Here is a 24,916-nt window from a genome sequence, read left to right as displayed (position 1 = left end):
CAAGTGCCGGCGCCCCACGCGGGCGCCGGCGCAGGCAAGGAGCTTCGCGTGAGGCGGCTCGAGCATATTTTCGTCCGTGCCAACGGCTGGGCGCTGATCCTGATCCTGGGCGCGATGCCCCTGATCGTGGGGGCGAACATCGCCCTGCGGTACCTTACGGGACATTCGCTGTCCTGGGCCGACGAGGCCGCGCGCTACCTGATGATCTGGATGACGTTCGTCGGCGCTGGGCTCGCGCTCCGGATGGGTGCGCATGTCGCGATCACCAACCTCCAGGACGCGCTGCCGGGCCCGGGGCAGAAGATGCTGCGCGGCGCGATCGTCCTCGGCCTTCTGATCTTCTTCGGCTTTATGGTCTCGGTCGGCATCGAATACGCCGAGCGGATGCAGTACCAGATGACGCCGGCGCTGCGCCTGCCGTTCGTCTACGTCTATGCGGCGATGCCCGTGGGCTTTGCGCTGCTGATACTGCACCTCATGCTGGTCGCACCGCAATTCATCACGGCGGGCACGTTCAAGGGGGCGGCGGCGCCCGAGAGCGATCCGGCCGTCCGCGAGGGCGCCAATGGCTGAGATCCTCTTCCCCGCGCTTTTCGTGCTGCTCGCGCTCGGCTTGCCCGTGGCCTTCGCAATGGCGATCTCGGTCTTCGTGGCGCTGAGCTTCGGGTCGAGCTATCCCAATATCGTCGTGGTCAAGGAGATGTTCTCGGGCCTCGACAGCTTCCCGCTTCTGGCGGTGCCGTTCTTCATCCTCGCAGCCGAAATCATGACGGCGGGCGCCGTCACGCTGGCGCTCCTGAGACTGGCGCAATCGCTTGTCGGGCATCTGCGCGGCGGGCTCGGCCACGCCAACGTGGTCAGCTCGGCCATGTTCGCGGGCATCTCGGGCAGCGCGCTCGCAGATGCGGCGGGGCCCGGCGCGATGATGATCCGGATGATGGAGCGGGGCGGCTATGACCGTGCCTATGCCGGCGCGCTGACCATCGCGAGCGCGGTCGTGGGGCCGATCATCCCGCCCTCGATCACCATGATCATCTATGCCATGCAGGATCAGGAAGTATCGGTCGGATCGCTCTTCATGGCGGGCGTGCTGCCCGGCATCCTGATCACGGTGATGGTGCTGCTGGCGAATGCCCATGTCAGCCGCCGGCGCGGCTACGCCTCGGGCGAGGCGATGCCGCCCCTGTCCGAGATCGGCCGCATCGCGCTTCACGCCTTTCCCGCACTCCTGCTGATCGTCCTGATCGTCGGCGGCATCCGTTTCGGGATCTTCACCCCCACCGAAGCGTCGGTCATCGCGGTGTTCTACGCGCTCTTCGTGGCGATCTTCGTCTACCGCTCGTTCCGACTGCGGGATCTGCCGGACACCATCCTGCGCGCGGCGATCGTATCGGGTGCGGTGCTGCTGATCCTCGGGGCGGCGCGAGCCTTTGCCTGGGTGCTGATCATCGAGGGGATCCCCCAGATGCTGGCCGAGACCATCATCGCTTGGGATCTCTCGCCCATCGTCTTCCTGCTGGCGGTGAACGCGCTACTGCTGATCTTCGGCCTTTTCATGGATCCCCTGCCCGGGGTAATGATCCTCGTGCCGATCCTCGCGCCGATCAGCTTCGCGCTCGGGATCGATCCCGACCATTTCGCGATCATCGTCATCGTGAACCTCACGCTCGGGCTGACGACGCCGCCGGTGGGCAGCCTGATCTTCGTCGTCTCGTCCGCGGTGTCGCTGAAACCCACGACCCTCGTCCGCGAGATGCCGCCGTTCTTCCTGGCGCTTGCAGTGGCGCTTCTGGCGATCACCTTCGTGCCCGGACTTTCGACGTGGCTGCCGCGGGTCAGCGGGTTCTGAGACCGGCGTCACGGCCGCTTTTCTGTCGGGCGCCCGGAACGAGAAAAGCCCCGCGCCTGGGGCGCGGGGCTCGGTCCCGAACGATCGGGCAGTCGGATCAGCTTTCGGAAAGACGCTTGGCGACGTTTTCCCAGTCAACGAGGTTGTTGAGGAAGTTCTGCAGGTAGGCGGGACGCTTGTTGCGGAAGTCGATGTAGTAGGAGTGTTCCCACACGTCGACGCCGAGAAGCGCGGTCTGGTCGAAGCAGAGCGGGTTCACGCCGTTCTCGGTCTTGGTGACCTTGAGGCTGCCGTCCTTGTCCTTGACGAGCCAGGCCCAGCCCGAGCCGAACTGGCCGGCGCCGGCGGCGGCGAACTCGTCCTTGAAGGTGTCGACCGAACCGAAGGCCTCGGTGAGCGCGCTCTCGAGCTCGCCCGGCATGCCCTTCTGCTCGGGGGTCATCATCTCCCAGAACTGGTTGTGGTTCCAGTATTGCGAGGCGTTGTTGAAGATGCCGGACTGGGCGACCGCGTTCGGATCGTAGGTGCCCTTGATGATCTCCTCGGCGGACTTCCCTTCCCATTCGGTACCCGAGATCGCCTTGTTGCCGTTGTCGACATAGGCCTTGTGGTGGATGTCGTGGTGAAACTCGAGGGTCTCGGCGGACATGCCCTTGGAAGAGAGCGCGTCGTGGGAATAGGGAAGATCGGGAAGTTCAAAAGCCATGTCAGACCTCTACCTTTCATGTGATATATTCAAACGGCTGTGCGATAGGTGATCCGGTGAGCGCCGGGCGTCAAGGCTGGCATTCACGTCTCCCTCTCGCTGTCTTGAGGTCAACGTGCGTCGCGCTGGCATGTTCCTCCCCCCTGGAAGCGGGCGTCGTAGCCGGCGGCGGTGGCCGAGATCTGCATCCGTCCGCTCTGTTTGAGGTAGGTCGCGCGGTAGATGAAGGTCGGAACGTAGGTGCCGGCGCGATCCTCCACCGCGAGATCCCAGACGAAGGTGATGCGCTTGTCGTTGTCCGCGGCGATCCGCGCCAGGAGCGGCGCGCCGTTGAAATGCAGGATGACCGGGTCCGAGACCGTCGCGGTCCGGGTTCCGTCGTCCCAGCCGATGAACACGATCTCGGGGATCCAGTTGCCCGGTCCGTATTGATCGAGCGTGCAGAGAAGCGTCTCGGCCGCGTGCGACCCGGCCGCCGCAAACGCGAGCGGCAGGGCAAGAAGTAGAGATTTCATGCAGGCTCCCCGGGGGCCTCAAGGGTGGACCCCGACTATCATGTCCCGGGAGGCCCGCTGCAAGGCGCGTGTCGCCGCAGGCCCGGATCAGTCCCGGAAGTGGCCGACCCAAGAGGCGGGATGCGCCGCGTGGCAGAGGAGCCCGCGGACGTAATCCGCGACGGACCGGAAGCACATCACGCGCAGCGATCCGTCATCGGCCCACCAGATCGCTCCCGAGACCTGTGCCAGGCGCGTGCGGCGGATCATGCCGCGCGGGAAGGCCTGCGTGCGCATGTCGGCGGGCGTGAGCTTGGCGAGAACCTCGCGGAGGCTCGCTTCTGCGCCCGTCAGGGTGAAGAGCGTGCGCGCGTCGGACATGTCGAGGATTAGCGCATGGGCCCTCGCCGTGGCTTCGGCGAGGCGTGCGGCGAGGTCCGCGGCCTCCTCGTGACCGCAGAAGAGCATGAGCTCGTCGGGGGACATCCATGCGAGGCTGCGACGGCCGTCCGTGGTCACGCGCAGGGTCTCGGGGACCGGCAGGCCGACCGTGTCCGACATGGCACCGCCGATCTCGGAGCGAGCGCCGCGGATGGTGATCATGCCGGCGAGGCCGGTATCCTCGACCGTGACCAGCCCCTCGAAGCGGGTCGTCTCTTTCGTCGTCGCTGCGTCAAACATTCTGCTTCTCCCCCTCGGCGTCGAAGAAGACGGTCGAGGTGATGCGGGTGCGGATGGTGCCGCCGTCCACCTTGTTGAACTCGATCTCCTCGCCCATGCGGGTTGGCCCGTTATGGACGAGACCGACGGCGATGCCGCGTTCCAGCGTCGGCGAGTAGTAGGTCGAGGTGACCCGCCCTTGCGTGTTGCGCTGGCCGTTGGCGTTCTTTCCGTCAGCGATGGCGTATGAGCCCTCGGGCAGGACGGAGCCGTCGAGGGTCTCGAGACCGACGAGCTGCCAGCGGTCGGGATTGTCCATGTGGCTGCGGGCCTGGGCGCGCTTGCCGATGTAATCCTCCTTCTTCTTCGAGATCGCCCAGTGCAGGCCGAGATCCTGCGGGATCACCGTTCCGTCGGTCTCGTCCCCGATCATGATGAAGCCCTTCTCGGCGCGCATGACGTGCAGCGCTTCGGTGCCGTAAGGCGTGACGCCGAACTCCTCGCCGGCCTCGAACAGCTTGTCCCAGAGCGCGCGGCCCTTGTTCGCGGGCACGGCGACCTCGAAGCTGAGCTCGCCGGAGAAGGAGATGCGGAAGACGCGCGCCGGGATGCCGGCAAGCTCGCCTTCGGTCCAGCGCATGAACGGCAGGGCGTCCTTCGAGAGGTCCATGCCGCCGAGCTTTTCAAGCACCTTGCGGCTGTTCGGCCCGACGACGCCGATCTGCGCGTATTGCTCGGTGGCGTTCACGACCCAGACCTTCCAGTCCCACCATTCGGTCTGGAGGAAATCCTCCATGTGGGCATGGATGCGCTCCGCGCCGCCGGTGGTGGTGTGGCAGAGGAACGTGTCCTCATCCAGCCGCGCCACGACGCCGTCGTCCATCAGGAAGCCGTTCTCGGAGCACATCAGACCATAGCGGCAGGCGCCGACCTTCAGCGACGACATCATGTTGGTGTAGAGCATGTCCATGAAGCGCGCGGCATCCGGGCCCTTCACGATGATCTTGCCGAGGGTGGAGGCATCGAGCAGACCGAGCGAGGTCCGGGTCTGGTTGATCTCGCGGATCACGGCGTCCTTCTTGGTCTCGCCGCCCCTCAGGTAGCAATAGGGCCGACGCCAGTGACCGACCGGCTCCCATGCCGCGCCGTTCGCCTCGTGCCACTCGTGCAGCGGGGTCTTGCGGATCGGCTGGAAGAGATCGCCGCGCGCCTCGCCCGCGATCGCCGACAGGGAGATCGGGGTGTAGGGCGGACGGAAGGTGGTGGTGCCGACGGCGGGGATGGCCTCGCCCAAGGCCTGAGCGAGCGTCGCGAGACCGTTGATGTTGCTGAGCTTTCCCTGGTCGGTGGCCATGCCGAGCGTGGTGTAGCGCTTGGTGTGCTCGACGCTTTCGTAGCCCTCCTGCGCGGCGAGCATGACGTCCGACACCTTCACGTCGTTCTGGAAGTCGAGCCAGGCCTTGCGGCGGAGCGCTGGGTTCGCATTGGCGGGCATCATCCAGACCGGCGCGATGGGCGCCTCGTCGCGCGCTGCGCCCTGCGGTGCGGAGGACGTCCCCTGCCCGGCCGCTTCTGCGCCGGCGTTTGCGGCATCGGTGAGAATCTCGCCCTGCCCGAGATGGCCGTTGGCCGAGCCCGCGGCGATGACGAAGGCCTGTCCGTCCGCGCCGGTCGGCGCGCGGGAGGGATCGGGGCGGAAGAAGATCTCCTTCTCGTCCCAGGTCAGCTTGCCGCCCGCGTGGGACCAGAGATGCACGACCGGCGACCAGCCACCCGACATGGCGACGCAGTCGCAGGGAATGACGTCGAGAACGCCGCCCTCGCCCTGCTGGTTGCAGATGGCGACGGCCTTCACCTTCTTGCCGCCCTTGACCTTGGCGATGCCGCGGTTGGTCAGGATGCGGATGCCGCGTGCGCGGGCCTCGGCCATCAGCGCGCCGCCGCCTTCGGGGCGCGCGTCGACGATCGCAGGAACGTCGAGGCCGGCGTCGCGCAGGGTCAGAGCGGTCCGGTAGGCGTCGTCGTTGTTGGTCACGATCACGGTGCGCTTGCCGGGCGCGACGCCGTAGTTCACGACGTAGTCGCGGACGGCGGAGGCGAGCATCACGCCCGGCACGTCGTTGCCCGCGAAGGCGAGCGGACGCTCGAGCGCGCCGGTGGCGGTCACGATGCGGCTCGCGCGGATCCGCCAGAGACGGTGACGCGGCGCTTCGGATCCGGGCTCGTGATCGGCGATCCGCTCGTAGGCGAGCGCGTAGCCGTGATCGTAGACGCCCGACCCCATGGTGCGGGTGCGCAGGCGCACGTTCGGCATCGCCTCGAGTTCGGAGACGGTGCGTTGGATCCAGGCTTCGGGGTCGAGCCCGTCGATCTCGCCGCCATCGACCGGGGCGCGGCCGCCCCAATGCGGGGTCTGCTCGATCAGCAGGACTTCGGCGCCCGCCTCCCCGGCGGCCTTCGCCGCGGCGAGGCCCGCGATACCGCCGCCGACGATCAGCACGTCGGTGTGCAGGTAGAAATGCTCGTAGCGGTCGGGGTCGCGGGACTCCGGAGCCGGTGCCTTGCCGAGCCCGGCGGAGCGGCGGATGAACGGCTCGTAGACATGCTTCCAGAGCGGCCGCGGATGGATGAACATCTTGTAGTAGAAGCCCGCGGGCAGGAAGCGCGAGAGGGCCGTGTTCGCCGCACCGATGTCGAAGTCGAGCGTGGGCCAGTGGTTCTGCGAGGTGGTGCTCGCATTCTCGAAGAGCTCGGAGGTCGTGGCGCGCTGGTTCGGCTCGAACCGGTCGCCGGTGCCGAGGCCGAGAAGCGCGTTGGGCTCTTCCGCGCCGCTGGCGACTAGGCCACGGGGGCGGTGATACTTGAAGCTGCGGCCGAGCAGCGAGCGGCCGCTGGCGAGCAGCGCCGAAGCTAGTGTGTCGCCGGGATGGCCGCGCAGATAGGTGCCGTTGAACGTGAAGCGGACTGAGGTCGCGCGGTCGATCAGGCGACCGCCGGAGGAGAGGCGATGGCTCATGCTGAACCCTTGCACTGGCGGAGGCGGAGCGTGCCTCCGGCGGGGATATTTCGATCAAGAAGAAGAGCGGTGCGCTCCTGCCGGGCGACGAGGCTCATGACCCGCGGGGCCTTGAGAGTTCGGCGGGCGGTTCCGTCACTTGCGCGGGATAGGTCCCGACGACTCCCATCGTGACGGTGTCGCGGGCCGCGTGGAACCACTTGCCGCAGCCATGGGCATGGCGCCAGCGCTCGTAGTGGAGGCCCCGCGGGTTGGCGCGCAGGAAGAGATAGGCTTCGAACGCCTCGTCCGAGGCGCCGGGGCCGTGGCGGGCCACATGGGCCTCACCGCCGGGGGCGAGCTCGGTTTCGTCGGCGCGAACGCCGCAATAGGGGCATGTCAGGATCAGCATGCGCGGGCTCCTCGGGTCGATAGATCGCCCGGGCCCGCGAGGGATGCGCGCCCGGCCCAGAGGCCGGACGCGCGGGAGGGATCATTCCTCTCCGGTCGCGCCTTCGGCCGCGGATTCTGCAGCATCGCCGGCGCTTTCGGCGGCGTTGCCGGCGGATTCGGCTGCGGTTTCGGCGGAACTTGCCGCGCTTTCGGCAGCGGATTCGGCTGCGTTGCCGCCCGAGCCTTCCGGTGAGCCGCCGCTCCAGAAGACGAAACCGAGTACGCCGACGGCGACGACGAGGCCGCCGACGATGAAGGCGAGAACGCCGGTTCCGCCGCTGCCGTGGCGCTCGACATGGGTTTCGCGGGTATGCGTGTGCAGGTCGTTATGGTCGGACATCTTGCGGTCTCCGGATACATTCGATTTGCCGAAGGAACGGCTTTGCCCCATCGAAAAGTTCCGGCGAATTCCGTGACGTGGCGTACTTCCGCCTGAGAGGACACGCGATTTTCCATCAGTGAGCGACCCCCGCGGCGACCGATTCGTCGATGAAGCGGCCCTCACGGAACCGGTTGAGACCGAACTCCGCGGCGAGCGGTCCCGGCGTGCCCTTTGCGATCATCTCGGCGGTCGCCCAGCCCGATCCCGGGATCGCCTTGAAGCCCCCCGTGCCCCAGCCGCAATTGATGAAGCAGCCAGTCAGGGGCGTGGTCGAGATGATCGGCGAGCGGTCACCGGTCATGTCGACGATCCCGCCCCATTGGCGCAGCATCTTGAGGCGGCTGATCATCGGGAAGGTCTCGATGAGGGCCCGCACGGTCTCCTCGATATGGTGGAAGGAGCCGCGCTGGGTGTAGTTGTTGTAGCCGTCCGCGCCGCCGCCGATGACCATCTCGCCCTTGTCGGACTGGCTCATGTAGCCGTGCACGGTGTTGGCCATGACGACGACGTCCATGCAGGGCTTGATCGGTTCGGAAACGAGCGCCTGCAGCGCCACGCTCTCGATCGGCAGCCGGAAGCCCGCCATCTCGGCGAGGTGGCCCGAGTGCCCCGCGACGACCATGCAGAGCTTGTCGCAGCCGATCTCGCCCTTCGAGGTCGAGACGCCCGTGACGCGGCCGTTCTCGGAGCGCACGCCGGTGACCTCGCATTTCTGGATGATGTCCATGCCCATCGCCGAGCAGGCGCGCGCATAGCCCCAGGCGACCGCGTCGTGGCGGGCCGTGCCGGCCCGCGGCTGCCAGAGCGCGCCGAGGACCGGATAGCGCGGGCCCTTGAGTTCGATGATCGGGCAGAGCTCCTTGACGCGTTCGGGCGTGATGAACTGCGTCTCGACGCCCTGGAGCGCGTTGGCATGGGCGGTGCGGCGGTAGCCGCGGACCTCGTGCTCGGTCTGGGCCAGCATCATGACGCCGCGGGGGGAGTACATGACGTTGTAGTTGAGGTCCTGGCTCATCGTCTCGTAGAGCGAGCGCGACTTTTCGTAGATCGCCGCGGAGGGATCCTGTAGGTAGTTCGAGCGGATGATCGTGGTGTTGCGGCCGGTATTGCCGCCGCCGAGCCAGCCCTTCTCGATCACCGCGACGTTGGTGATGCCGAAGTTCTTGCCGAGGTAGTACGCGGTGGCGAGGCCGTGTCCGCCCGCTCCGACGATGATCACGTCGTAATGCTTCTTGGGGGACGCGGCACGCCAGGCGCGTTCCCAGCCCGTATGGCCGCGCAGGGCCTCGCGGGCGATGGCAAAAGCGGAGTAGTGCTTCATGGGCGCGGCCCTCCCGTCGGGGGTGTCGATTTCCCCCTCATTGCCCCGCCTCGCATCGTCCGCCGCTGCTGGTTCCGTCGTTATGCGACGGGTTTGCGACATGGGCGGGCCGGGCGCGACACCACGCCCCCGCGGTCACGGGGTTTTGCCCTTTCGGCACGATGGACGGCGGGATATGACCCCGTGAGACTGTACGGAGGATGCATGACCGACTTCCTGTTCCTCGCGGGCGCGCTTGCGGCGCTGGTGGGCCTCCTGCTGGCGTTCTCGCTGCTGCGGGGGCGGCGCGACACGCGTGCCGGCGAGGCCTTCGACCTGCATGTCTACCGCGATCAGCTGAAGGAAGTGGAGCGCGACCGCGCCCGCGGCGTCATCGCCGAGGAGGAGGCCGAGCGCCTGCGCACCGAAGTGTCGCGGCGCCTGCTGGCCGCCGATGCACGAGTGAGCGCGGATTCCGCAGGCAGCGATCAGCCGAAGACCTTCGGGCGTGCGGTCGCGGCTCTCATCGTGGCGGCGGTCGTCGGAGGCGGCTTCGGGCTTTACGCGTGGCTCGGCGCTCCGGGATATGGCGATCTCTCGCTCAAGACCCGGATCGCCCGCGCGGAAGAGGCGCGCGCCAGCCGGCCCGCACAGGCGGATGCCGAAGCGCAGGTGCCGGACCAGACCAACGCCGAGGCGAGCGCGGAGTACCGCGATCTCGTCCAGCGCCTGCGCGGCGCCGTGGCGGAGCGGCCCGACGATCTGCAGGGCTTCCAGCTGCTCGCGCGCTCCGAGGCGGCCTTGGGCAATTACTCGGCGGCCTGGAAGGCGCAGCGGCGGATCGTGGAGATCCGCGGGGCCGAGGCGAATGCGAAGGACTACGCCGATCTCGGCGACATGATGGTGCTCGCGGCCGGCGGATACGTCTCGCCCGAGGCCGAGAGCGCATTTCGGCAGGCGCTCGAGCGCGACCCGCAGAATGGACCGGCGCGCTACTACCTGGGCCTCTCCTATGCGCAGACGGGGCGGCCGGACCGGGCCTTCCGGATCTGGGACGAGCTTCTGCGCGGCAGTGCCGCGGGCGATCCGTGGGTCGCGCCGGTGCGCGGCCAGATCGAGGCGATGGCGCAGCGGGCGGGCGTCACCGATTACCGTCTGCCCGAGATGGCGGCGCCCGGGCCCGGGCCGAGCCGGGAGCAGATGCGCGCGGCCGAGGAGATGGATCCCGGCGCCCGCGACGAGATGATCCGCGGGATGGTCTCGGGCCTGTCGGAACGGCTCATGTCGGATGGCGGCAGCGTCGACGAGTGGGTGCGGCTCATCTCCTCGCTCGGCGTGCTCGGAGAGCGGGAGCGCGCGGCGGAGGCGCTGGAGGCGGCCGAGGCGGCCTACGAGGGCGAGGCGCAGGCGCTGGAGCGCCTCCGCGGTGCGGCGAGAGACGCGGGGGCGCTGGAATGATCCACGAGGATATCCAGGACTTCGCGGCCGCCCTGCCCGCCCGCGCCGCCCTGTCGGGGCTCGATCTCGGAGACAAGACGGTGGGCGTCGCGGTTTCGGACCGGCTCCTCTCGGTGGCAACGCCGCTCGAGACCGTGAAGCGCAAGAAGTTCACGGCGGATGCGGAGCGGCTGCTGGCGATCTTCGCCGCGCGCGAGATCGGTGGCGTGATCCTCGGCCTGCCGCGCAACATGGACGGAAGCGAGGGGCCGCGCTGCCAGTCGACGCGGGCCTTCGCGCGCAACTTATCGCGGCTCTGGGACGGGCCGATCGGGTTCTGGGACGAGCGGCTCTCGACCGTCGCCGCCGAGCGGGCCCTCCTCGAGGCGGACACCTCGCGCGCCAAGCGCGCCGAGGTGATCGATCACGTGGCGGCCTCGGTCATCCTGCAGGGCGCGCTCGACCGGCTCCGGCATCTGCGCAGCGAGGCGACATGAGCGGCGAGATCGAGAGCCCCTGCACAAAGATCTGCCAGATCCATCCCGAGGCACGGCTCTGCGTCGGCTGCCTGCGCACGATCGACGAGATCACCGGCTGGGCGCGGATGACCCCCGAAGACCGTCGCCGGATCATGGACGAGCTGCCGGAGCGTGCGCCGCAACTGGCACGGCGCCGGGGCGGCGCGTCGGGACGCCGGCGGGTCTAGGCCGCCCGGGCCTCGCCTTCGACGGCATCGAGGGCCTCGTCGAGGATCTCGACCCCGGCGCCCGGACGGCTCGCGGCTTCGGACAGCGTCCGGCGCCAGGCGCGCGCCCCGGGGCGACCGGCAAAGAGCCCGAGCATGTGCCGGGTCACCTGATGCGGCCTGCCGCCCGCCGCCACGTGATCGGCGATGTAGGGGCGCATGATGCGCGCCACGTCACCGGGCTCCGGCGCGGTGCTATCCTTGCCGAAGATCTCCGCATCCGCCCCGGCCAGGATGTCCCAGGGGCGCTGGTAGGCCGCGCGGCCGATCATCACGCCGTCGAACCCGGCGCGAAGATGGGCCGCGGCCTCCTCGAGGCTCTGCACTCCGCCGTTGAGCGAGATGTGCAGGTCGGGAAAGCTCTGCTTCATCCGTGCCACGAGATCGTAATCGAGGGGCGGAATGTCGCGGTTCTCCTTGGGCGAGAGGCCCTGGAGCCACGCCTTGCGGGCATGCACCGCGACGCGCGCACAGCCCGCGTCGAGGATGCGGCTGAGGAAGTCCGGCAACACGGCTTCGGGATCCTGGTCGTCGACGCCGATGCGGCACTTTACCGTGACCTCGACGTCCACGGCCTCGCGCATGGCGCGCACGCAATCGGCCACCCGCTGGGGCTCGGTCATCATGACGGCGCCGAACGTGCCCGATTGCACGCGGTCCGACGGGCAGCCGCAATTGAGGTTGATCTCGGCATAGCCCTGCGCCTCGCCCATCCGCGCCGCTTCGGCGAGCTCTGCCGGATCGGACCCGCCGAGCTGCAGCGCCACCGGAAGCTCTTCGGGCGAGAAGTCGAGCAGATGCAGCGCACCGCCCCGCACGAGGGCCGGCGCTGTGACCATCTCGGTATAGAGCAGCGCCTCCGTCGACAACGTCCGGTGGAACATCCGGCAATGCCGGTCGGTCCAGTCGATCATCGGCGCGACGGAGAGACGTGCGGCACGCCGAACGGCGGATATCTCTTCTTTTCCGTGGTCTGTGCTCATGTTCGCCTGGTGTCTTCTCGATCTGCGGGGCCGAACGGCTCGGCAAGGCCTGCTCGCCGATTGACGGCGCCTTTTCGTCCGGGCAGCGGCCCGCACTTATCACCTTGCACCAACGGACGAAAGACGCGGGAGCGTGACGTTTCGAGCTGCCAGGTGCCTCCCGAGACCGTCCGGGCGGGATCTTTTGTCGCACCGTCCGTCATCGCAGTGTTAAACTTCGAGTCTAGCCGTCTTCCGGTGGACGATCGCTCGTCCGGGGCAGAACAATTTGCATCTCAGGGATGGATGGCATGAAAGACGACACGCACCACGGTCTCACGTTCGATGAGTGGGACGAGGCACGTTTCCCGCGCGCCAAGACGCAGGAGTTCGATCGCGTGGTCGAGCGCGCGATCTCCCGCCGCGGTTTCCTCGGGGGCGTTCTGGCCTTCGGCTCCGGCGCGGCGGTCATGGGCACCGCGGCCCTCCGCGGCTCGACGGCGCTGGCGCAGGGCGCCGGGCGCTTCCCGTTCGAGCAGATTGCCGCACAGACCGACGGGACGGTTCACGTGCCCGGCGGATACGATTGGCAGGTGCTTGTGCGGTGGGGCGATCCGCTCTTCTCCGACGCGCCCGAGTTCAGCCAGGAGACGGGTATCCCGACCGAGGGTTCCGACCGCGTCTTCGGCGAGAACACCGACGGGATGGAGCTCTTCTCGATCGACGGCCGCGAGATCCTCGTGGCGAACAGTGAATACACCAACAACGACATCAACCTCGTCGGATCGACCACCGCCGAGGCCAACAGCCTCGAGGAGGAGCGCGCACCGAGCTCGGCCGACGACGTCCTGCGCCTGCAGAACTTCCAGGGCGTGACGGTGATGGAAGTGGCGGAAGGCGAGACCGGCTGGTCCGTGGTGGTCGACAGCCCCTACAACCGCCGCATCACACACAACACGCCCATGTCGATCGACGGCCCCGCCGCCGGTCACGCGCTGCTGCAGACCGAGGACGATCCGACCGGCACGCAATCGCTCGGTACGTTCAACAATTGCGGCTCGGGCCGGACGCCCTGGGGGACCTATCTAACCTGCGAGGAGAACTTCAACGGCTATTTCGGCGCGACCGGAGAGATGCCGACGGACGAGAAGATCGCCGCGGGCTACGCCCGCTACGGCATCGCGGCCGAGGGCTGGGGGTACAATTACCACCTCTACGATCCGCGGTTCGACGTCTCCACGACACCGAACGAGCCTCACCGCGCCGGCTGGATCGTGGAGATCGACCCGAGCGACGCAAGCTCGACGCCCGTGAAGCACACAGCGCTCGGCCGCTTCAAGCACGAGAACGCGGCCTATGCGCTCGCCGAGGACAACCGGCTGGTTGTCTACATGGGCGACGACGAACGTGGCGAGTTCATGTACAAATGGGTGAGCCGCGCCCCCTACGAGGAGGGCGGCGACACCTCGACGCTTCTGGTCGAGGGTCAGCTCTTTGCCGCGACCTTCTCGGACGATCAGAGCGGACGCTGGGTGGCGCTGACGCCCGAGGCCACCGGAATGGAGGCCGCCGAGATCGCGATCTTCACCCGCACGGCCGCCTCCGAGGTCGGTGCGACCACCATGGACCGTCCCGAATGGATCGCCGTCAATCCGACCGCGCCCGAGGGCTATTGCTGCCTGACCAACAATTCGCGGCGCGGCGCGACCGATGACGACGGCAACATCGTCACCAACGAGGGTGGCGATCCGATGGAGGTCAACGCGCCGAACCCGCGCGAGACCAACGAATACGGTCAGATCGTGCGCTGGCGCCCCGAAGGCGGCGATCACGGCAGCGAGGCGTTCGAGTGGGACCTCTACGTTATGGCCGGCAACCCGGAGGTTCACAAGGACGGCCCCTATGCCGGGTCCGACAACATCAACGCCGGCAACCTCTTCAACTCGCCGGATGGAATGCAGATCGACACCACGGGTCTGATCTGGATCCAGACCGATGGCGACGACAGCAACGAGGGTGAATTCGAGGGCATGGGCAACAACCAGATGCTCGCGGGCGATCCCGAGACCGGCGAGATCCGCCGCTTCCTGACCGGCCCGAACGGCAGCGAAGTGACGGGTCTGACCTGGTCGTCGGATCGGCGGACGATGTTCGTCGGCATCCAGCACCCGGGCGCCCCGTTCCCAGATGGCGAGGGCATGCTGCCCCGCTCGGCCATCGTGACGGTCAAGCGCGCCGACGGTGAAGCTGTCGGATAAGTTGCAGTGAGTATGGAGCTCTCGGTCTTGCAGGCCGGGGGCTCCATCACAGAGCGGCCGACGGGACGAGCCACGCAGGGTCCCGACGCAACTTGCGCGCCGGACGTGCCGACCGGCATATCCCCGCAGATATCGCAGCCGATAGCCGCCTCTCCGCGGCGCGAGGCCGGGAGATGTCAGGAATAGGACGACGATCATCCCGGATGTTTGGAATCGTCGTACGGCTCTGATGTAAATAAGGAAAGTTTTCCAGCCAAGAGAGCGACCTTCGTCGCTTCCGGAGCAAGGTGCCGACCGGACCCTGGGGGTCTCGGCGGCGCCGCTCTCAGGCCAAAGATGGTGCGGTCGAGAAGACTCGAACTTCCACGGGTGTTATCCCACAGCGACCTCAACGCTGCGCGTCTACCAATTCCGCCACGACCGCACTGTCTTGGCTTGGATGGCGGGCGTATAGACGAGCAATTCGGGGGTGCCAAGGGGGTCGAACCGAAAATTTGGGCCTTTCCGCACGCCGAGGGGCATCACGTTGCGGAAGGCGCTCAGCGCAGGGTGCGCCAGCGCCCGTCGACCTTTTCGAAGCGCGTGCGCGAGAGCGTCGAGAAGCGAAGATCTTCCCCTGCCCCGCGGCGCTCGACCGTGACCTTGCGGCCCTCGATCCTCAGGATGTTGAGGTCGTTCGGCTCGCCCCGCACCCGGGTCGAGAGGCCGGTGCCCGCCTGCACCAGCAGCAGGCCCGCGGTGGCGCGGAACGGCATGGCGCGCCAGACATGGAGGTGCCCGCAGAGCACGATGTCCGCGCCTTGGGCACTCAGGGCGCTCAGCGCGGGATCCGCGCCGCGCATCCGCGACTTCTCGTCTTCGGGCATGTGTTCCGGGGGATGGTGCATCGCGAGGACGCCGAGGCGGCCCGAGGCATGCGCGGCCTTCATCCGGTCGCCGGCCCGCACGAGCGACCTCCAGCGCAGGCGTCCCCGCTGCCAGGCCTGCGGATCGGCTGTGTTCATGCCCGCGACGAGATATCCCTCGCCCTCGTGCGAGGGTTCGAGGTCGCGGCTGATATGCTTGCGGAAGCGGCCCCAGGGGCGCAGGAGGCGCACCGCCAGATTGTCGAGAGGCGTGTCGTGGTTTCCGGGGATGGCGAGCACGGGAGCGGTGAGCCGGTCGAGGAACGCGCGTGCGGAGCGGAATTGCTCGTGGCGGGCGCGTTGCGTCAGGTCGCCCGACACGACGACGAGATCGGCCCCAGCGCCGTTCACCTCGTCGATCAGAGGCTGCAGCAGTTCCGGCCGGTCGCGGCCGAAATGCAGATCGGACAGATGAACCAGTGTCGCGGTCATGCCGCTCCGTCGGACGTCTCCGAACCCGGGCCGCTCTGGGGCGGAGCGACCACATGCAGCGCCTGATCGTGCATGCGGAAGTGGAACGGCGTCTCCATCTTGAACCGCTCGCCGTCCATCGCGAGGGTCTGGGTGCGGCGCGAGGTTTCGATCACGATGTCGGTGCCGGTGATCAGCTCGAAGTCGCGATCGACCTCCATGCCCTTGGACGCAAGGCGTATGGCGCGCATGAGAAGCTCCCAGCGGGTGCTGTCGGGCGCAAGATAGAGCGCGAACTCTCCCCGCTGCACCGCATCAACGCCCTCGAGGCCGTAATGCTCGAGCTGGAACGCGCTGCGGCCGACGAAGGCGAGCGGCGTCTTCCGGCGGATCGTCTTTCCGCCGACGCTGACCTGCATCTTCACCGGCCGGCGGAAGGTCAGGAAGGTCTTGATCACCGACCAATGCGCCGCGATGCGCGACCGGCCCCAGCGCTTGTAGGTCCCCTCGCGCTCACGCAGGACCGACGGATAGACGCCGAGGCTCGCGTTGTTGAGAAAGACCTGACCGTTGACCTCGCCGACCGGCAGATGCCGCGCCTCGCCGGTGGCGAGGAGCTCTACGGCGCCCTCGACCGTTTCGGGGATCTTGAGCCCGCGGGCGACGAAGTTGAACGTGCCCATCGGGATGATCCCGAGGCGGCGGCCGCTGCCGGCAAGCTGTCCCGCGACGCCGGCGATGGTGCCGTCGCCACCCGCCGCTGCGATGGTGCCGAAGCCGTCCTTCATGGCGCGCTGGCAGGCATGGGCGATGCCCACGCCGGGCGAGACCCGGCGCAGCTCGAAGCGGGTCGGGTAGCGGTCGAAGGCTTCTTCGAGTTCGCGGGCCCGGTCGTCCGCGTCGCCGTCGCCGGAGCCGGTGTTCAGCAACACGCAGACACGTGTGTCGCGCGACATCACTACCTTGCTCGGGTCCGTGTGCGGGTTGGTGAGAAAGCTCATGGGGGTGATGTCCAAGGGGCCAGGTGTCAGCCGGAGAACGTCGCCAGAATGAGGCGGTTCCGTGCAATCGCGAGCGCGCATCGAAACCCCGCTTTTCGTGAACGGCATGTGTCGGACGGCGTTGACCGCACCCCGGGCGAGCGCTACGCGGCGCGCATGGTAGAGTGGATCATCGAGCCCGGGCTGACGGATTACGACCGCGCGGTGAGCGTCATGGAGGCGCGCGCCGCCGCCATAGCGGAGGGCGATGCCGAGGAACTGGTCTGGCTCGTCGAGCATCCGCCGCTCTACACCGCGGGCACGAGCGCAAGGCGCGAGGATCTGAAGGACCCCGATCGGTTCCCGGTCCACGAGAGCAAGCGCGGCGGACAATACACCTATCACGGGCCGGGGCAGCGCGTGGTCTACGTTATGCTCGACGTCAGCCGCCGCGGCCGCGACGTCCGCCGCTTCGTGCACGATCTGGAGACCTGGGTGATCGCGGCGCTCGCGGAGTTCGGGCTGACCGGGCGCATTCGCGAGGGCCGCGTCGGGGTCTGGATCGAGCGGCCGGAGAAGCCGCGGACCCTGTCCGGCGCGCCGGCCGAGGACAAGGTCGCCGCCATCGGCATCCGCCTGCGGCGCTGGGTGAGCTTTCACGGCATTTCGATCAACGTCGAGCCGGACCTGTCGCATTTCGGCGGCATCGTGCCCTGCGGCATCACCGAGCACGGGGTGACGAGCCTCGTCGATCTCGGCCTGCCGGTGACGATGGACGACGTCGATGTCGCCCTGAGAAAGACCTTCGATACGGTCTTCGGAGCGGAAGACGCGGCCGGGTGACCCGGCCGCGAGTGCCTCACTCGCTGACCGAGAAGACCGGCAGAGCGCTGGCCTGAACGGGTGCCGCGGCCGGCGCAGCCCCGCCGAGCTGGAGCGAGGCCTTCTTCAGGAGCGCGCGGCGTTCGGGCTGACCGGGTGCGACGAGCGCCGGGGCGCCGGTGTCGAGAGCGGTCAGCGCAGGTCCGTACCACGCGGCGGCGAAGTCTCCCCGCGCGGCGGTTCCCCGTCCGAGCGCGAGGTGATGGCCCACGAACTCGCCATACGGCTCGCGGCCGAGCGCCACGAGGAGAAGGGCGGAGCCGACCGCCACGTCGAGATCGTCCTCGAGATACCCCGAGGCAAGGCAGATCCGCGCGGTGGTCTCGAGCTGCGCCGGCGCCATGCCGGAGCCGAGGACGAAGGCCTTCATGTCGGCGACGACCTCCTGCCGCGGCTTGACCGAGAGCGCTGCGACATGGGGCGCGAGAAGCGGCGCGAACCCGGCGCATTGTTCGGAGATCTGCGCCTTGCTGACCCCGGCGACCTTGTCCATGAGGCCTTCGCCGGCGGTGATCGCGTAGGTGCGCGCGAGGCAGAGCTGTTCGCCGAGCGCGGCGGAGGCGTCGGTCATCGTCTCGGCCGTGGTGTAGCCGGCCTCGGTCGTCGCGAGGAGGTTGATCCGGTTGCATTCCGAGGACAGGGACTCGCCGCCCGCGGCGGTGCCGAAGGTCGGGATCGCGGGCGCGGCAGCGGCGAAGCTGGGCAGCGCCGCCTGCACTGGGGCCGCGGCTGCCGGAGCCGGTGCAAGGGGCGCAGGCGTCGTCGCGGCGAGCTGGGTCTGCGGCAAGCCGGGCTGGCCCGGCCCGACGAGAGGACCTGCAAGCTGCGGTGCGGAATCCCCGGTCTTGGAGCACGTGCCCCTTGTGCAGGAGAACATCGCCGGCGTCACGTTGAAGGCCTGGAAGTCGTTGCGCTCGTAGCCATCCGGGGTCGAGGCGAAGACCCGGACCGCGCAGTCGCGCGCGTTGCACCAGAAAGCCGACCCCGTCACGGACGTGTCGATGATGTAGTCGGTGCGGCCGTCGCCGTTGATATCCGCAAGCTGCATGAAGCCCGAGCGGTTCACCAGTTGCTCGGCGGTCGGATCGGAGCTCTTCGCGATCTCGTGCACGGCGTCCGCGATCACCGTCGGCAGGCCGAAATGGCCGCCGATGGCCGCGGTGGCGGTTCCCCCCGTCCCGTTGGTCTGCTCGTCCCGGTAGGCCTTGAGCAGGCCGCGCACGCCCTCGGCGTTCGAGGCGACGAGCTGAGCCGTGCTCGCCCCGCCGGCCTGCGCGCGGTGGTAGGACGACACGAGGAAGTCGCGTTCATAGGTGGTCAGCTGACCGGTGGGCGAATAGCCGAGATAGGATTGGTAGGACGAGATCGCCGAGCGCGAGCGACTGCCGAGAATGCCGTCCGGCGTGCCCGCATTGAAGCCGAAATGGTTCAGGGCCTCCTGCGTCTCCCGGTTCTGGGTGCGCTCGAAGCTCGACACCGCAGGTTTCGCCGCAGGCGCGGCCTTCCGCACCACCTGCCGGGGCGCGGCTTGCCGCACCACCGTGCGCGTCTTGGGCTGGGCGGCATTGTTGATGGCGCTGCCGATGAATCCTCCGACGAGGCCGCCGACGAATGCGTCATTCGCTGCGGCGGGCAAAGGCGCGATGAAAAGGGCGAGAACAGCCGCCACAGCGGGCAGATGATGTGGGCGCATATGACTTTCTCCGATGACTTGCGATAATGCGGATCGGCAGAGCCGAAATAGTCAGCGCCACGGCGCGGGAATTAATTGCGCGGAAGACGCAACCACAGTGTTGCGCAAATGGCGATCAAGTCAAGCTCGGAGAGAGAGCGGAAACCGGCCTCAGCGCCTAACGGTCATCAGGACATGTCGAACGATCTCGGCGCGGGTGATGCCGCAGGCCGAGAGCTCCTCGTCGGACAGCGCGCGCAATTCGGCAATCCGGGATCTGATGCGGCGAGATCGGAGATCGAACGGCGTATCGAAAAGACGCTGGAAAGGTCCCGACCAGTGGCGGGCCGAGGGGGTGGAGAATGACTGATCGAAAAAGGCCATGCCTAGAGCCTCGCAATGTAAAAAGCCGGACGCGCAATACGCGTCTTCCTTGCGAAGATAGGACGTCGGCGCGATTCTGCCTAGTGGGGAATGCCTCACCCCAACATACTTGACGTTTATGTGACGTATTGGCAGCGGCGTAAGCCGCTCGCGTGATTCGGCCCAGGATTGCGTCCCTGCGACAAATTTCCTTGTCCTGTGTCAAAACACGCCATTGCCGTGCAACCTGCTCTTTCCTAAAACGCGGACGCAGCAGGGGTGCGGGTGAAGTCTGCCCGTCGCCCTCCGGGAATACATTCAGGAGGCTTACATGGCAGACGCCGCCATCCACGGCCATGAACACGAAGACGAGCGCAGCTTCTTCACGCGCTGGTTCATGTCCACCAACCACAAGGACATCGGGATCCTTTACCTGTTCGGCGGTGCCCTGATGGGCTTCGTGTCCGTCCTCTTCACCGTCTACATGCGGATGGAGCTGATGGAGCCCGGCGTCCAGTTCATGTGCCAGGAAGGCGCGCGCCTCTGGCCGGCCGCGGCCGGCGAGTGCACGCCGAACGGCCATCTGTGGAACGTGATGATCACCGGCCACGGCATCCTGATGATGTTCTTCGTGGTGATCCCGGCGCTCTTCGGCGGCTTCGGCAACTACTTCATGCCGCTCCAGATCGGCGCGCCGGACATGGCGTTCCCGCGCCTCAACAACCTGTCCTTCTGGCTCTTCGCCGCGGGCTCGCTGATGGTCGTGGTGTCGGTCTTCTCGCCCGGCGGCAACGGTCAGCTCGGCTCGGGCATCGGCTGGGTGCTCTACCCGCCGCTGTCGGTCCGCGAAGGCGGCTACTCCACCGACCTTGCGCTCTTCGCCGTGCACATCTCGGGCGCGTCGTCGATCCTCGGCGCGATCAACATCATCACCACGTTCCTCAACATGCGCGCACCGGGCATGAGCCTCTTCAAGGTGCCGCTGTTCTCGTGGTCGATCTTCGTGACCGCATGGCTCATCCTGCTGGCCCTGCCGGTCCTCGCCGGCGCGATCACCATGCTGATCACCGACCGCAACTTCGGCACGACCTTCTTCGATCCGTCGGGCGGCGGCGATCCGGTGCTCTACCAGCACATCCTGTGGTTCTTCGGCCATCCCGAGGTCTACATCGTGATCCTGCCGGGCTTCGGCATCATCAGCCACGTCATCGCCACGTTCAGCCGCAAGCCGATCTTCGGCTATCTGCCGATGGTCTGGGCGATCATCGCGATCGGCGCGCTCGGCTTCGTCGTGTGGGCGCACCACATGTACACCGTCGGCATGTCGCTGACCCAGCAGAGCTACTTCATGCTGGCGACGATGGTCATCGCGGTGCCGACCGGCGTTAAGATCTTCAGCTGGATCGCGACGATGTGGGGCGGCTCGATCGAGTTCAAGACTCCCATGCTCTGGGCCTTCGGCTTCCTGTTCCTCTTCACCGTGGGCGGCGTGACCGGCATCGTGCTGAGCCAGGCCGGCATCGACCGCGCCTATCACGACACCTACTACGTCGTGGCGCACTTCCACTACGTGATGAGCCTCGGCGCCGTCTTCGCCATCTTCGCGGGGATCTACTTCTACTTCCCCAAGATGACCGGCAAGATGTACCCCGAATGGGCCGGCAAGCTGCACTTCTGGACGTTCTTCATCGGGGCCAACCTGACGTTCTTCCCGCAGCACTTCCTCGGCCGCCAGGGCATGCCGCGCCGCTACATCGACTATCCGGACGCCTTCGCGCTCTGGAACCACGTGTCGAGCTGGGGCGCCTTCATCTCCTTCGCGTCGTTCCTGTTCTTCATCGGCGTGATGGTCTGGTCGCTCCGCAAGGGTGAGGCGCAGACCGCGGCCAACCCGTGGAACGAATATGCCGACACGCTGGAATGGACCCTGCCCTCGCCGCCGCCGGAGCACACCTTCGAGCAGCTTCCGAAGCGCGAGGACTGGGACAAGGGCCACGCCCACTGATCCCGGCACCTGACCACGAAGGCCCCGCTCCGGCGGGGCCTTTTTCCGTTCCGGTCCCGCCCGACGCAGATTGCGCGTCGACACGGCCGGCCCCGATGCTAGAACCGCTTGGCAGATGCCCTACCGCTGGACCCAAGACCTTGCCCGCGACGCGCGGAAGCTGACCCTCTGGCCGCACAACTCGCTGCCGCCGGCGGGATTTGCGGCCTTCGTGGGCGCCACCTTCCTCATGGCGACGCTGCCGCTCTACGGGCTTCTCGGCACCGCGCTTCTCTGGGGGCTGCTGCCGTTTCTGCTCGTCGCCATCGCCGCGCTCTACTGGGCGCTTCGGCGCAACGAAACCGACCGACGCATCCTCGAGGTCCTGACGCTGGCGCGGGACGATCTGCATCTCGTGCGTCACGATCCGCGCGGCCGGGCCCGGGAATGGCACTGCAACCCCTATTGGGTCCGCGTCACCCTGCATCCGAAGGGCGGACCGGTCCCGAACTACGTGACGCTCTCGGGAGCGGGCCGCGAGGTCGAGATCGGTGCGTTCCTCTCCGAGGACGAACGCAAGGCGCTCTATTCCGAACTTTCGGCCTGCGTCTCGCGGCTCTCGGCGCTCTGATGGCCCAGGTTCCCGCGACACCGAAAGCGCGCCGCGCGCCGCTCCGTGCCCTCGCCCGGCTCTCGCCGTCCCGTGCCATGTCCGCGACCGAAGTGCCGAGCGAACGCGCGGCTCTGGCCCTGCGCGCGGCGCGCCGAAGCCTGCCCGTGGCCGAAGAGGTGGTCTTCCTGATCCCGCTCGTCGGGCCGGCGCACGTGACCGATTGGGGCGCGGTCGGGCGGCGGCTGACTGCGACCCTGGAAAGCTTCATCCGGCAGGACGATCCGCGCTGGCGCGCCGTGATCTGCTGCCAGGAGCGTCCGGCGTTGCCCGATGATGCCCGCGTCACCCACCTGCCCTTCGAGGATCCCGCGCCCGGGAACGACAAGTGGCGCAAGCTCGCGATGCTCGCCGATCACCTCGGCGCCCGGGGCGGACCGCCCGCCTATGCGATGAGCTTCGATGCCGACGATCTCCTCCGGCAGGGCAGCGTGGGTGAGATGCTGGGACGGCAGGGTCCGGGCTTTCTCGCAGAGACCGGCTTCGTGCGCGACGTCGCGACCGGCAACGTCGCCCTCGCCGCACCGCGCGGGCCCTCGGCCCCGCTGCGCAAGCCGTTCTGGAAGCTCTGCGGCTCCTGCGCCGCGCTGCTGCACGATCCCGCCCTGCCGCAGAGCGCCGCCTTCCTGCGCGAGATGTGGCAGCACGAGCACCGGATGTTCCCGCATCTCGCGGCGCTCGCCGGCCTGCCGCTGGCGCCGCTCTCGCGCCCCTCGGTGCTCTACGAGCTGAACCACGGCGAGAATTTCGGCGCCCGGCGGGGTCGCGTCAGCTACAAGAGCCGGTTCGTCGCCAAGTACCGCGTGACCGACGCCGAGATGCTGCGCGAGGTGATCCGCGACTTCCCCTGAGCCCTGCTCTTCTTCTTGAACAAAATATCCCGGGAGCGCGAGGGCAGAGCCCTCGCCGCCGCAGGCGATCCTGCGATCTCAGCCCGCGAGGCGCGCCTTGACCTTCGGGCTGGCCGCGCCGAAATCCATGCGGCCCGCATATTTCGTCTTCAGAACGCCCATGACGCGGCCCATGTCGCGGATCGAGCTCGCGCCGATCTCGGCCACCGCCTCGTCGACCGCGGCGTCGACCTCGGCCTCGCTCATGCGTTTCGGCAGGAATTCCTCGATCACCTCGATCTCGGCCTCTTCCTGCTCGGCGAGGTCGAGCCGGCCGCCCTCCTCGTAGGTGCGTACGCTTTCCTGACGCTGCTTCACCATCTTCTGGAGGATCGACAGGATTTCGCCATCCCCGACGCCGGTCTCGGCGCCCTCGCCGCGGGCGGCGATGTCCCGGTCCTTGATCGCCGCAGAGATGAGCCGCAGCGTCGAGAGCCGCGTCGCATCCTTGTTCTTCATCGCCTGCTTGGTCGCGGCGGTGATGCGCGTGCGCAGATCCATGGTCAATGCTTCCCCCAAGTGACAGCAAGAGCGCACATTATCCAATGCGCAGAGGCGGCGCAACAGCCCCCTCGGGATGGCAAATCATTACATTTCAAGTACTTGGCCAATGACCCGCCCCCTTGACCGCGTTCCCGGCGCCGCTTAGGTATGCCTCGATTTGCCCCACGGGCGCCAGACGACGAGGACAGCCATGGCCGAGACCCAACAGCCCCGCCCCACAGCCTGCCTCGCGCTCGCCGACGGCACGGTGTTCTACGGCATGGGCTTCGGCGCGACCGGAGAGACGCAGGCCGAGCTCTGCTTCAACACCGCGATGTCGGGCTACCAGGAGATCATGACCGATCCGTCCTATGCGGGGCAGATCGTGACCTTCACCTTCCCGCATGTGGGCAATGTCGGCGTCAATCCCGAGGACGACGAGACCCAGGATCCGGTCGCGGACGGCATGGTCGTCAAGTGGATGCCGACCGAGCCGTCGAACTGGCGCGCGGCCGAGCGGCTGTCCGACTGGCTCGCCAAGCGCGGACGCATCGCGATCGGAGGCGTCGACACCCGCCGCCTGACGCGCGCGATCCGGACGCTCGGCGCGCCTCACGTGGCCTTGGCGCACGATCCCGAGGGCAATTTCGACATCGCCGGTCTGGTAGAGCGGGCCCGCGGCTTCCCCGGCCTGACCGGCCGCGACCTCGCCCGCGGCGTCACCTGCGCGCAGAGCTACCGCTGGGACGAGATGCGGTGGGCCTGGCCCGAGGGGCATGTGCGCCAGACCGAGGCGCGTCACCGGGTCGTCGCGATCGATTATGGCGCCAAGCGCAACATTCTGCGCAGCCTCGCCTCCGCAGGCTGCGAGGTGACGGTGCTGCCCGCCACTGCGACCGCCGAGGACGTGCTGGCGCAATCTCCGGACGGCGTGTTCCTGTCGAACGGGCCGGGCGATCCGGCCGCGACGGGCGAATATGCGGTGCCGATGATCCGCGGCGTGCTCGAGAAGGACGTCCCGATGTTCGGGATCTGCCTCGGCCACCAGATGCTCGCGCTCGCGCTCGGCGCGCAGACGCAGAAGATGAACCACGGCCACCATGGGGCCAACCACCCGGTCAAGGAGCTCGAGACCGGCAAGGTCGAGATCACCTCGATGAACCACGGCTTCGCGGTGGACAGCCAGACTCTGCCGACGGGCGTGCTCGAGACGCATGTCTCGCTCTTCGACGGGTCTAACTGCGGCATCCGGATGACCGACAAGCCGGTCTTCTCGGTGCAGCATCACCCCGAGGCGAGCCCCGGCCCGCAGGACAGCTACTACCTCTTCGAGCGCTTCGCCGCCTCCATGGACAAGGCGTCTGCCTGAGGTCCACTGCATGCGGGACACGTGGTAACGTGTTGATTACAGTTAAAGCCCTTCGACATTAACCTG

The 24,916-nt window shown here is 67.7% G+C and carries 24 protein-coding genes and 1 tRNA gene; 11 read left to right on the top strand and 14 right to left on the bottom strand.

Annotated features, from left to right (window positions below):
• Nucleotides 1-48 precede the first annotated feature (48 nt).
• On the top strand, nucleotides 49-573 hold the full coding sequence (locus tag OCH239_RS11675; protein ID WP_037262924.1) for a TRAP transporter small permease: 525 nt from the start codon (nucleotides 49-51) through the stop codon (nucleotides 571-573).
• Nucleotides 566-1,849: a TRAP transporter large permease gene (locus tag OCH239_RS11670; protein ID WP_037262746.1), complete on the top strand. Its 1,284-nt coding sequence runs from the start codon at nucleotides 566-568 to the stop codon at nucleotides 1,847-1,849. The genes OCH239_RS11675 and OCH239_RS11670 overlap by 8 nt, the downstream gene beginning before the upstream one ends.
• A 97-nt stretch (nucleotides 1,850-1,946) precedes the next feature.
• Here the strand turns inward: OCH239_RS11670 and OCH239_RS11665 are convergent, their stop codons facing one another.
• The 7 genes from OCH239_RS11665 to OCH239_RS11635 all read right to left on the bottom strand — a co-directional run bounded on the left by OCH239_RS11665 (nucleotide 1,947) and on the right by OCH239_RS11635 (nucleotide 8,860).
• A complete protein-coding gene (locus OCH239_RS11665; RefSeq protein ID WP_037262743.1) occupies nucleotides 1,947-2,555 on the bottom strand; it encodes a superoxide dismutase in 609 nt (202 codons plus the stop codon).
• A gap of 110 nt (nucleotides 2,556-2,665) precedes the next feature.
• Nucleotides 2,666-3,070 carry a hypothetical protein gene (locus OCH239_RS11660; RefSeq protein WP_037262740.1) on the bottom strand — a complete coding sequence of 135 codons (405 nt, stop codon included), beginning with the start codon at nucleotides 3,068-3,070 and terminating at the stop codon, nucleotides 2,666-2,668.
• 87 nt (nucleotides 3,071-3,157) lie between these two features.
• The gene (locus tag OCH239_RS11655; protein WP_037262737.1) at nucleotides 3,158-3,730 is read right to left on the bottom strand and encodes a sarcosine oxidase subunit gamma; all 573 of its coding nucleotides are present in this window, start codon (nucleotides 3,728-3,730) and stop codon (nucleotides 3,158-3,160) included.
• Nucleotides 3,723-6,725: a sarcosine oxidase subunit alpha family protein gene (locus tag OCH239_RS11650; RefSeq protein WP_037262734.1), complete on the bottom strand. Its 3,003-nt coding sequence runs from the start codon at nucleotides 6,723-6,725 to the stop codon at nucleotides 3,723-3,725. The genes OCH239_RS11655 and OCH239_RS11650 overlap by 8 nt, the downstream gene beginning before the upstream one ends.
• A 94-nt stretch (nucleotides 6,726-6,819) precedes the next feature.
• Entirely contained in the window at nucleotides 6,820-7,116 is a 297-nt protein-coding gene (locus tag OCH239_RS11645; protein WP_037262732.1) for a sarcosine oxidase subunit delta, read from the bottom strand.
• Between the two features lie 81 nt (nucleotides 7,117-7,197).
• On the bottom strand, nucleotides 7,198-7,497 hold the full coding sequence (locus OCH239_RS11640; RefSeq protein ID WP_037262729.1) for a hypothetical protein: 300 nt from the start codon (nucleotides 7,495-7,497) through the stop codon (nucleotides 7,198-7,200).
• A 115-nt stretch (nucleotides 7,498-7,612) separates the two neighbouring features.
• Entirely contained in the window at nucleotides 7,613-8,860 is a 1,248-nt protein-coding gene (locus OCH239_RS11635) for a sarcosine oxidase subunit beta family protein (RefSeq protein WP_037262727.1), read from the bottom strand.
• A gap of 204 nt (nucleotides 8,861-9,064) precedes the next feature.
• Here OCH239_RS11635 and ccmI point away from each other — a divergent pair, with 204 nt between their 5' ends.
• From ccmI to OCH239_RS11620, 3 genes are read left to right on the top strand one after another with little or no spacing between them, the layout of a single operon-like run.
• Entirely contained in the window at nucleotides 9,065-10,297 is a 1,233-nt protein-coding gene (gene ccmI / locus OCH239_RS11630; protein WP_037262725.1) for a c-type cytochrome biogenesis protein CcmI, read from the top strand.
• Nucleotides 10,294-10,773, top strand: coding sequence for a Holliday junction resolvase RuvX (gene ruvX, locus OCH239_RS11625; RefSeq protein WP_037262723.1), 480 nt, complete (start codon nucleotides 10,294-10,296; stop codon nucleotides 10,771-10,773). Before ccmI ends, ruvX begins: the two co-directional genes overlap by 4 nt.
• Nucleotides 10,770-10,982: a DUF1289 domain-containing protein gene (locus tag OCH239_RS11620; RefSeq protein WP_037262721.1), complete on the top strand. Its 213-nt coding sequence runs from the start codon at nucleotides 10,770-10,772 to the stop codon at nucleotides 10,980-10,982. The genes ruvX and OCH239_RS11620 overlap by 4 nt, the downstream gene beginning before the upstream one ends.
• On the opposite strand, the gene dusA is transcribed toward OCH239_RS11620, so the two are convergent.
• Complete coding sequence (gene dusA / locus OCH239_RS11615; RefSeq protein ID WP_037262718.1) at nucleotides 10,979-12,004, bottom strand: tRNA dihydrouridine(20/20a) synthase DusA; 1,026 nt, start codon at nucleotides 12,002-12,004, stop codon at nucleotides 10,979-10,981. The genes OCH239_RS11620 and dusA overlap by 4 nt on opposite strands.
• A 290-nt stretch (nucleotides 12,005-12,294) precedes the next feature.
• Between dusA and OCH239_RS11610 the strand changes: the two genes are divergently transcribed.
• On the top strand, nucleotides 12,295-14,241 hold the full coding sequence (locus OCH239_RS11610) for a PhoX family protein (RefSeq protein ID WP_037262922.1): 1,947 nt from the start codon (nucleotides 12,295-12,297) through the stop codon (nucleotides 14,239-14,241).
• Nucleotides 14,242-14,578: 337 nt separating this feature from the next.
• On the opposite strand, the gene OCH239_RS11605 is transcribed toward OCH239_RS11610, so the two are convergent.
• The 3 genes from OCH239_RS11605 to OCH239_RS11595 all read right to left on the bottom strand — a co-directional run bounded on the left by OCH239_RS11605 (nucleotide 14,579) and on the right by OCH239_RS11595 (nucleotide 16,558).
• A tRNA-Leu gene (locus OCH239_RS11605) sits at nucleotides 14,579-14,665 on the bottom strand.
• Between the two features lie 115 nt (nucleotides 14,666-14,780).
• On the bottom strand, nucleotides 14,781-15,578 hold the full coding sequence (locus tag OCH239_RS11600; RefSeq protein ID WP_037262715.1) for a metallophosphoesterase family protein: 798 nt from the start codon (nucleotides 15,576-15,578) through the stop codon (nucleotides 14,781-14,783).
• A complete protein-coding gene (locus OCH239_RS11595) occupies nucleotides 15,575-16,558 on the bottom strand; it encodes a diacylglycerol/lipid kinase family protein (protein WP_051489429.1) in 984 nt (327 codons plus the stop codon). The genes OCH239_RS11600 and OCH239_RS11595 overlap by 4 nt, the downstream gene beginning before the upstream one ends.
• Before the next feature lie 156 nt (nucleotides 16,559-16,714).
• On the opposite strand from OCH239_RS11595, the gene lipB reads away from it, so the two are divergent.
• On the top strand, nucleotides 16,715-17,380 hold the full coding sequence (gene lipB / locus OCH239_RS11590; protein ID WP_037262918.1) for a lipoyl(octanoyl) transferase LipB: 666 nt from the start codon (nucleotides 16,715-16,717) through the stop codon (nucleotides 17,378-17,380).
• Between the two features lie 16 nt (nucleotides 17,381-17,396).
• On the opposite strand, the gene OCH239_RS11585 is transcribed toward lipB, so the two are convergent.
• Both OCH239_RS11585 and OCH239_RS11580 read right to left on the bottom strand, forming a co-directional pair.
• Nucleotides 17,397-19,112 carry a peptidoglycan-binding domain-containing protein gene (locus tag OCH239_RS11585; RefSeq protein ID WP_037262712.1) on the bottom strand — a complete coding sequence of 572 codons (1,716 nt, stop codon included), beginning with the start codon at nucleotides 19,110-19,112 and terminating at the stop codon, nucleotides 17,397-17,399.
• 150 nt (nucleotides 19,113-19,262) lie between these two features.
• Complete coding sequence (locus OCH239_RS11580) at nucleotides 19,263-19,475, bottom strand: hypothetical protein (RefSeq protein ID WP_037262710.1); 213 nt, start codon at nucleotides 19,473-19,475, stop codon at nucleotides 19,263-19,265.
• Between the two features lie 310 nt (nucleotides 19,476-19,785).
• On the opposite strand from OCH239_RS11580, the gene ctaD reads away from it, so the two are divergent.
• From ctaD to OCH239_RS11565, 3 genes are all read left to right on the top strand, one after another.
• A complete protein-coding gene (gene ctaD / locus OCH239_RS11575; protein ID WP_037262707.1) occupies nucleotides 19,786-21,459 on the top strand; it encodes a cytochrome c oxidase subunit I in 1,674 nt (557 codons plus the stop codon).
• Between the two features lie 115 nt (nucleotides 21,460-21,574).
• Nucleotides 21,575-22,069 (top strand): DUF2244 domain-containing protein, encoded by a 495-nt coding sequence (locus tag OCH239_RS11570; protein ID WP_037262704.1) that lies wholly within the window; start codon nucleotides 21,575-21,577, stop codon nucleotides 22,067-22,069.
• Complete coding sequence (locus OCH239_RS11565; protein WP_037262701.1) at nucleotides 22,069-22,959, top strand: hypothetical protein; 891 nt, start codon at nucleotides 22,069-22,071, stop codon at nucleotides 22,957-22,959. Before OCH239_RS11570 ends, OCH239_RS11565 begins: the two co-directional genes overlap by 1 nt.
• Nucleotides 22,960-23,037: 78 nt before the next feature.
• Here OCH239_RS11565 and OCH239_RS11560 read toward each other — a convergent pair whose 3' ends face one another.
• Nucleotides 23,038-23,499, bottom strand: a complete 462-nt coding sequence (locus OCH239_RS11560) for a GatB/YqeY domain-containing protein (protein ID WP_037262698.1) — start codon at nucleotides 23,497-23,499, stop codon at nucleotides 23,038-23,040.
• Nucleotides 23,500-23,692: 193 nt separating this feature from the next.
• Between OCH239_RS11560 and carA the strand changes: the two genes are divergently transcribed.
• Nucleotides 23,693-24,850 carry a glutamine-hydrolyzing carbamoyl-phosphate synthase small subunit gene (gene carA / locus OCH239_RS11555; RefSeq protein WP_037262695.1) on the top strand — a complete coding sequence of 386 codons (1,158 nt, stop codon included), beginning with the start codon at nucleotides 23,693-23,695 and terminating at the stop codon, nucleotides 24,848-24,850.
• The last annotated feature ends 66 nt before the right edge of the window (nucleotides 24,851-24,916 follow it).

The sequence above is a fragment of the Roseivivax halodurans JCM 10272 genome, from assembly GCF_000521785.1.
Classification (GTDB): domain Bacteria; phylum Pseudomonadota; class Alphaproteobacteria; order Rhodobacterales; family Rhodobacteraceae; genus Roseivivax; species Roseivivax halodurans.
Note: the sequence above shows the minus strand (reverse complement) of the source record. Positions and strands in the feature narration are given on the sequence as shown.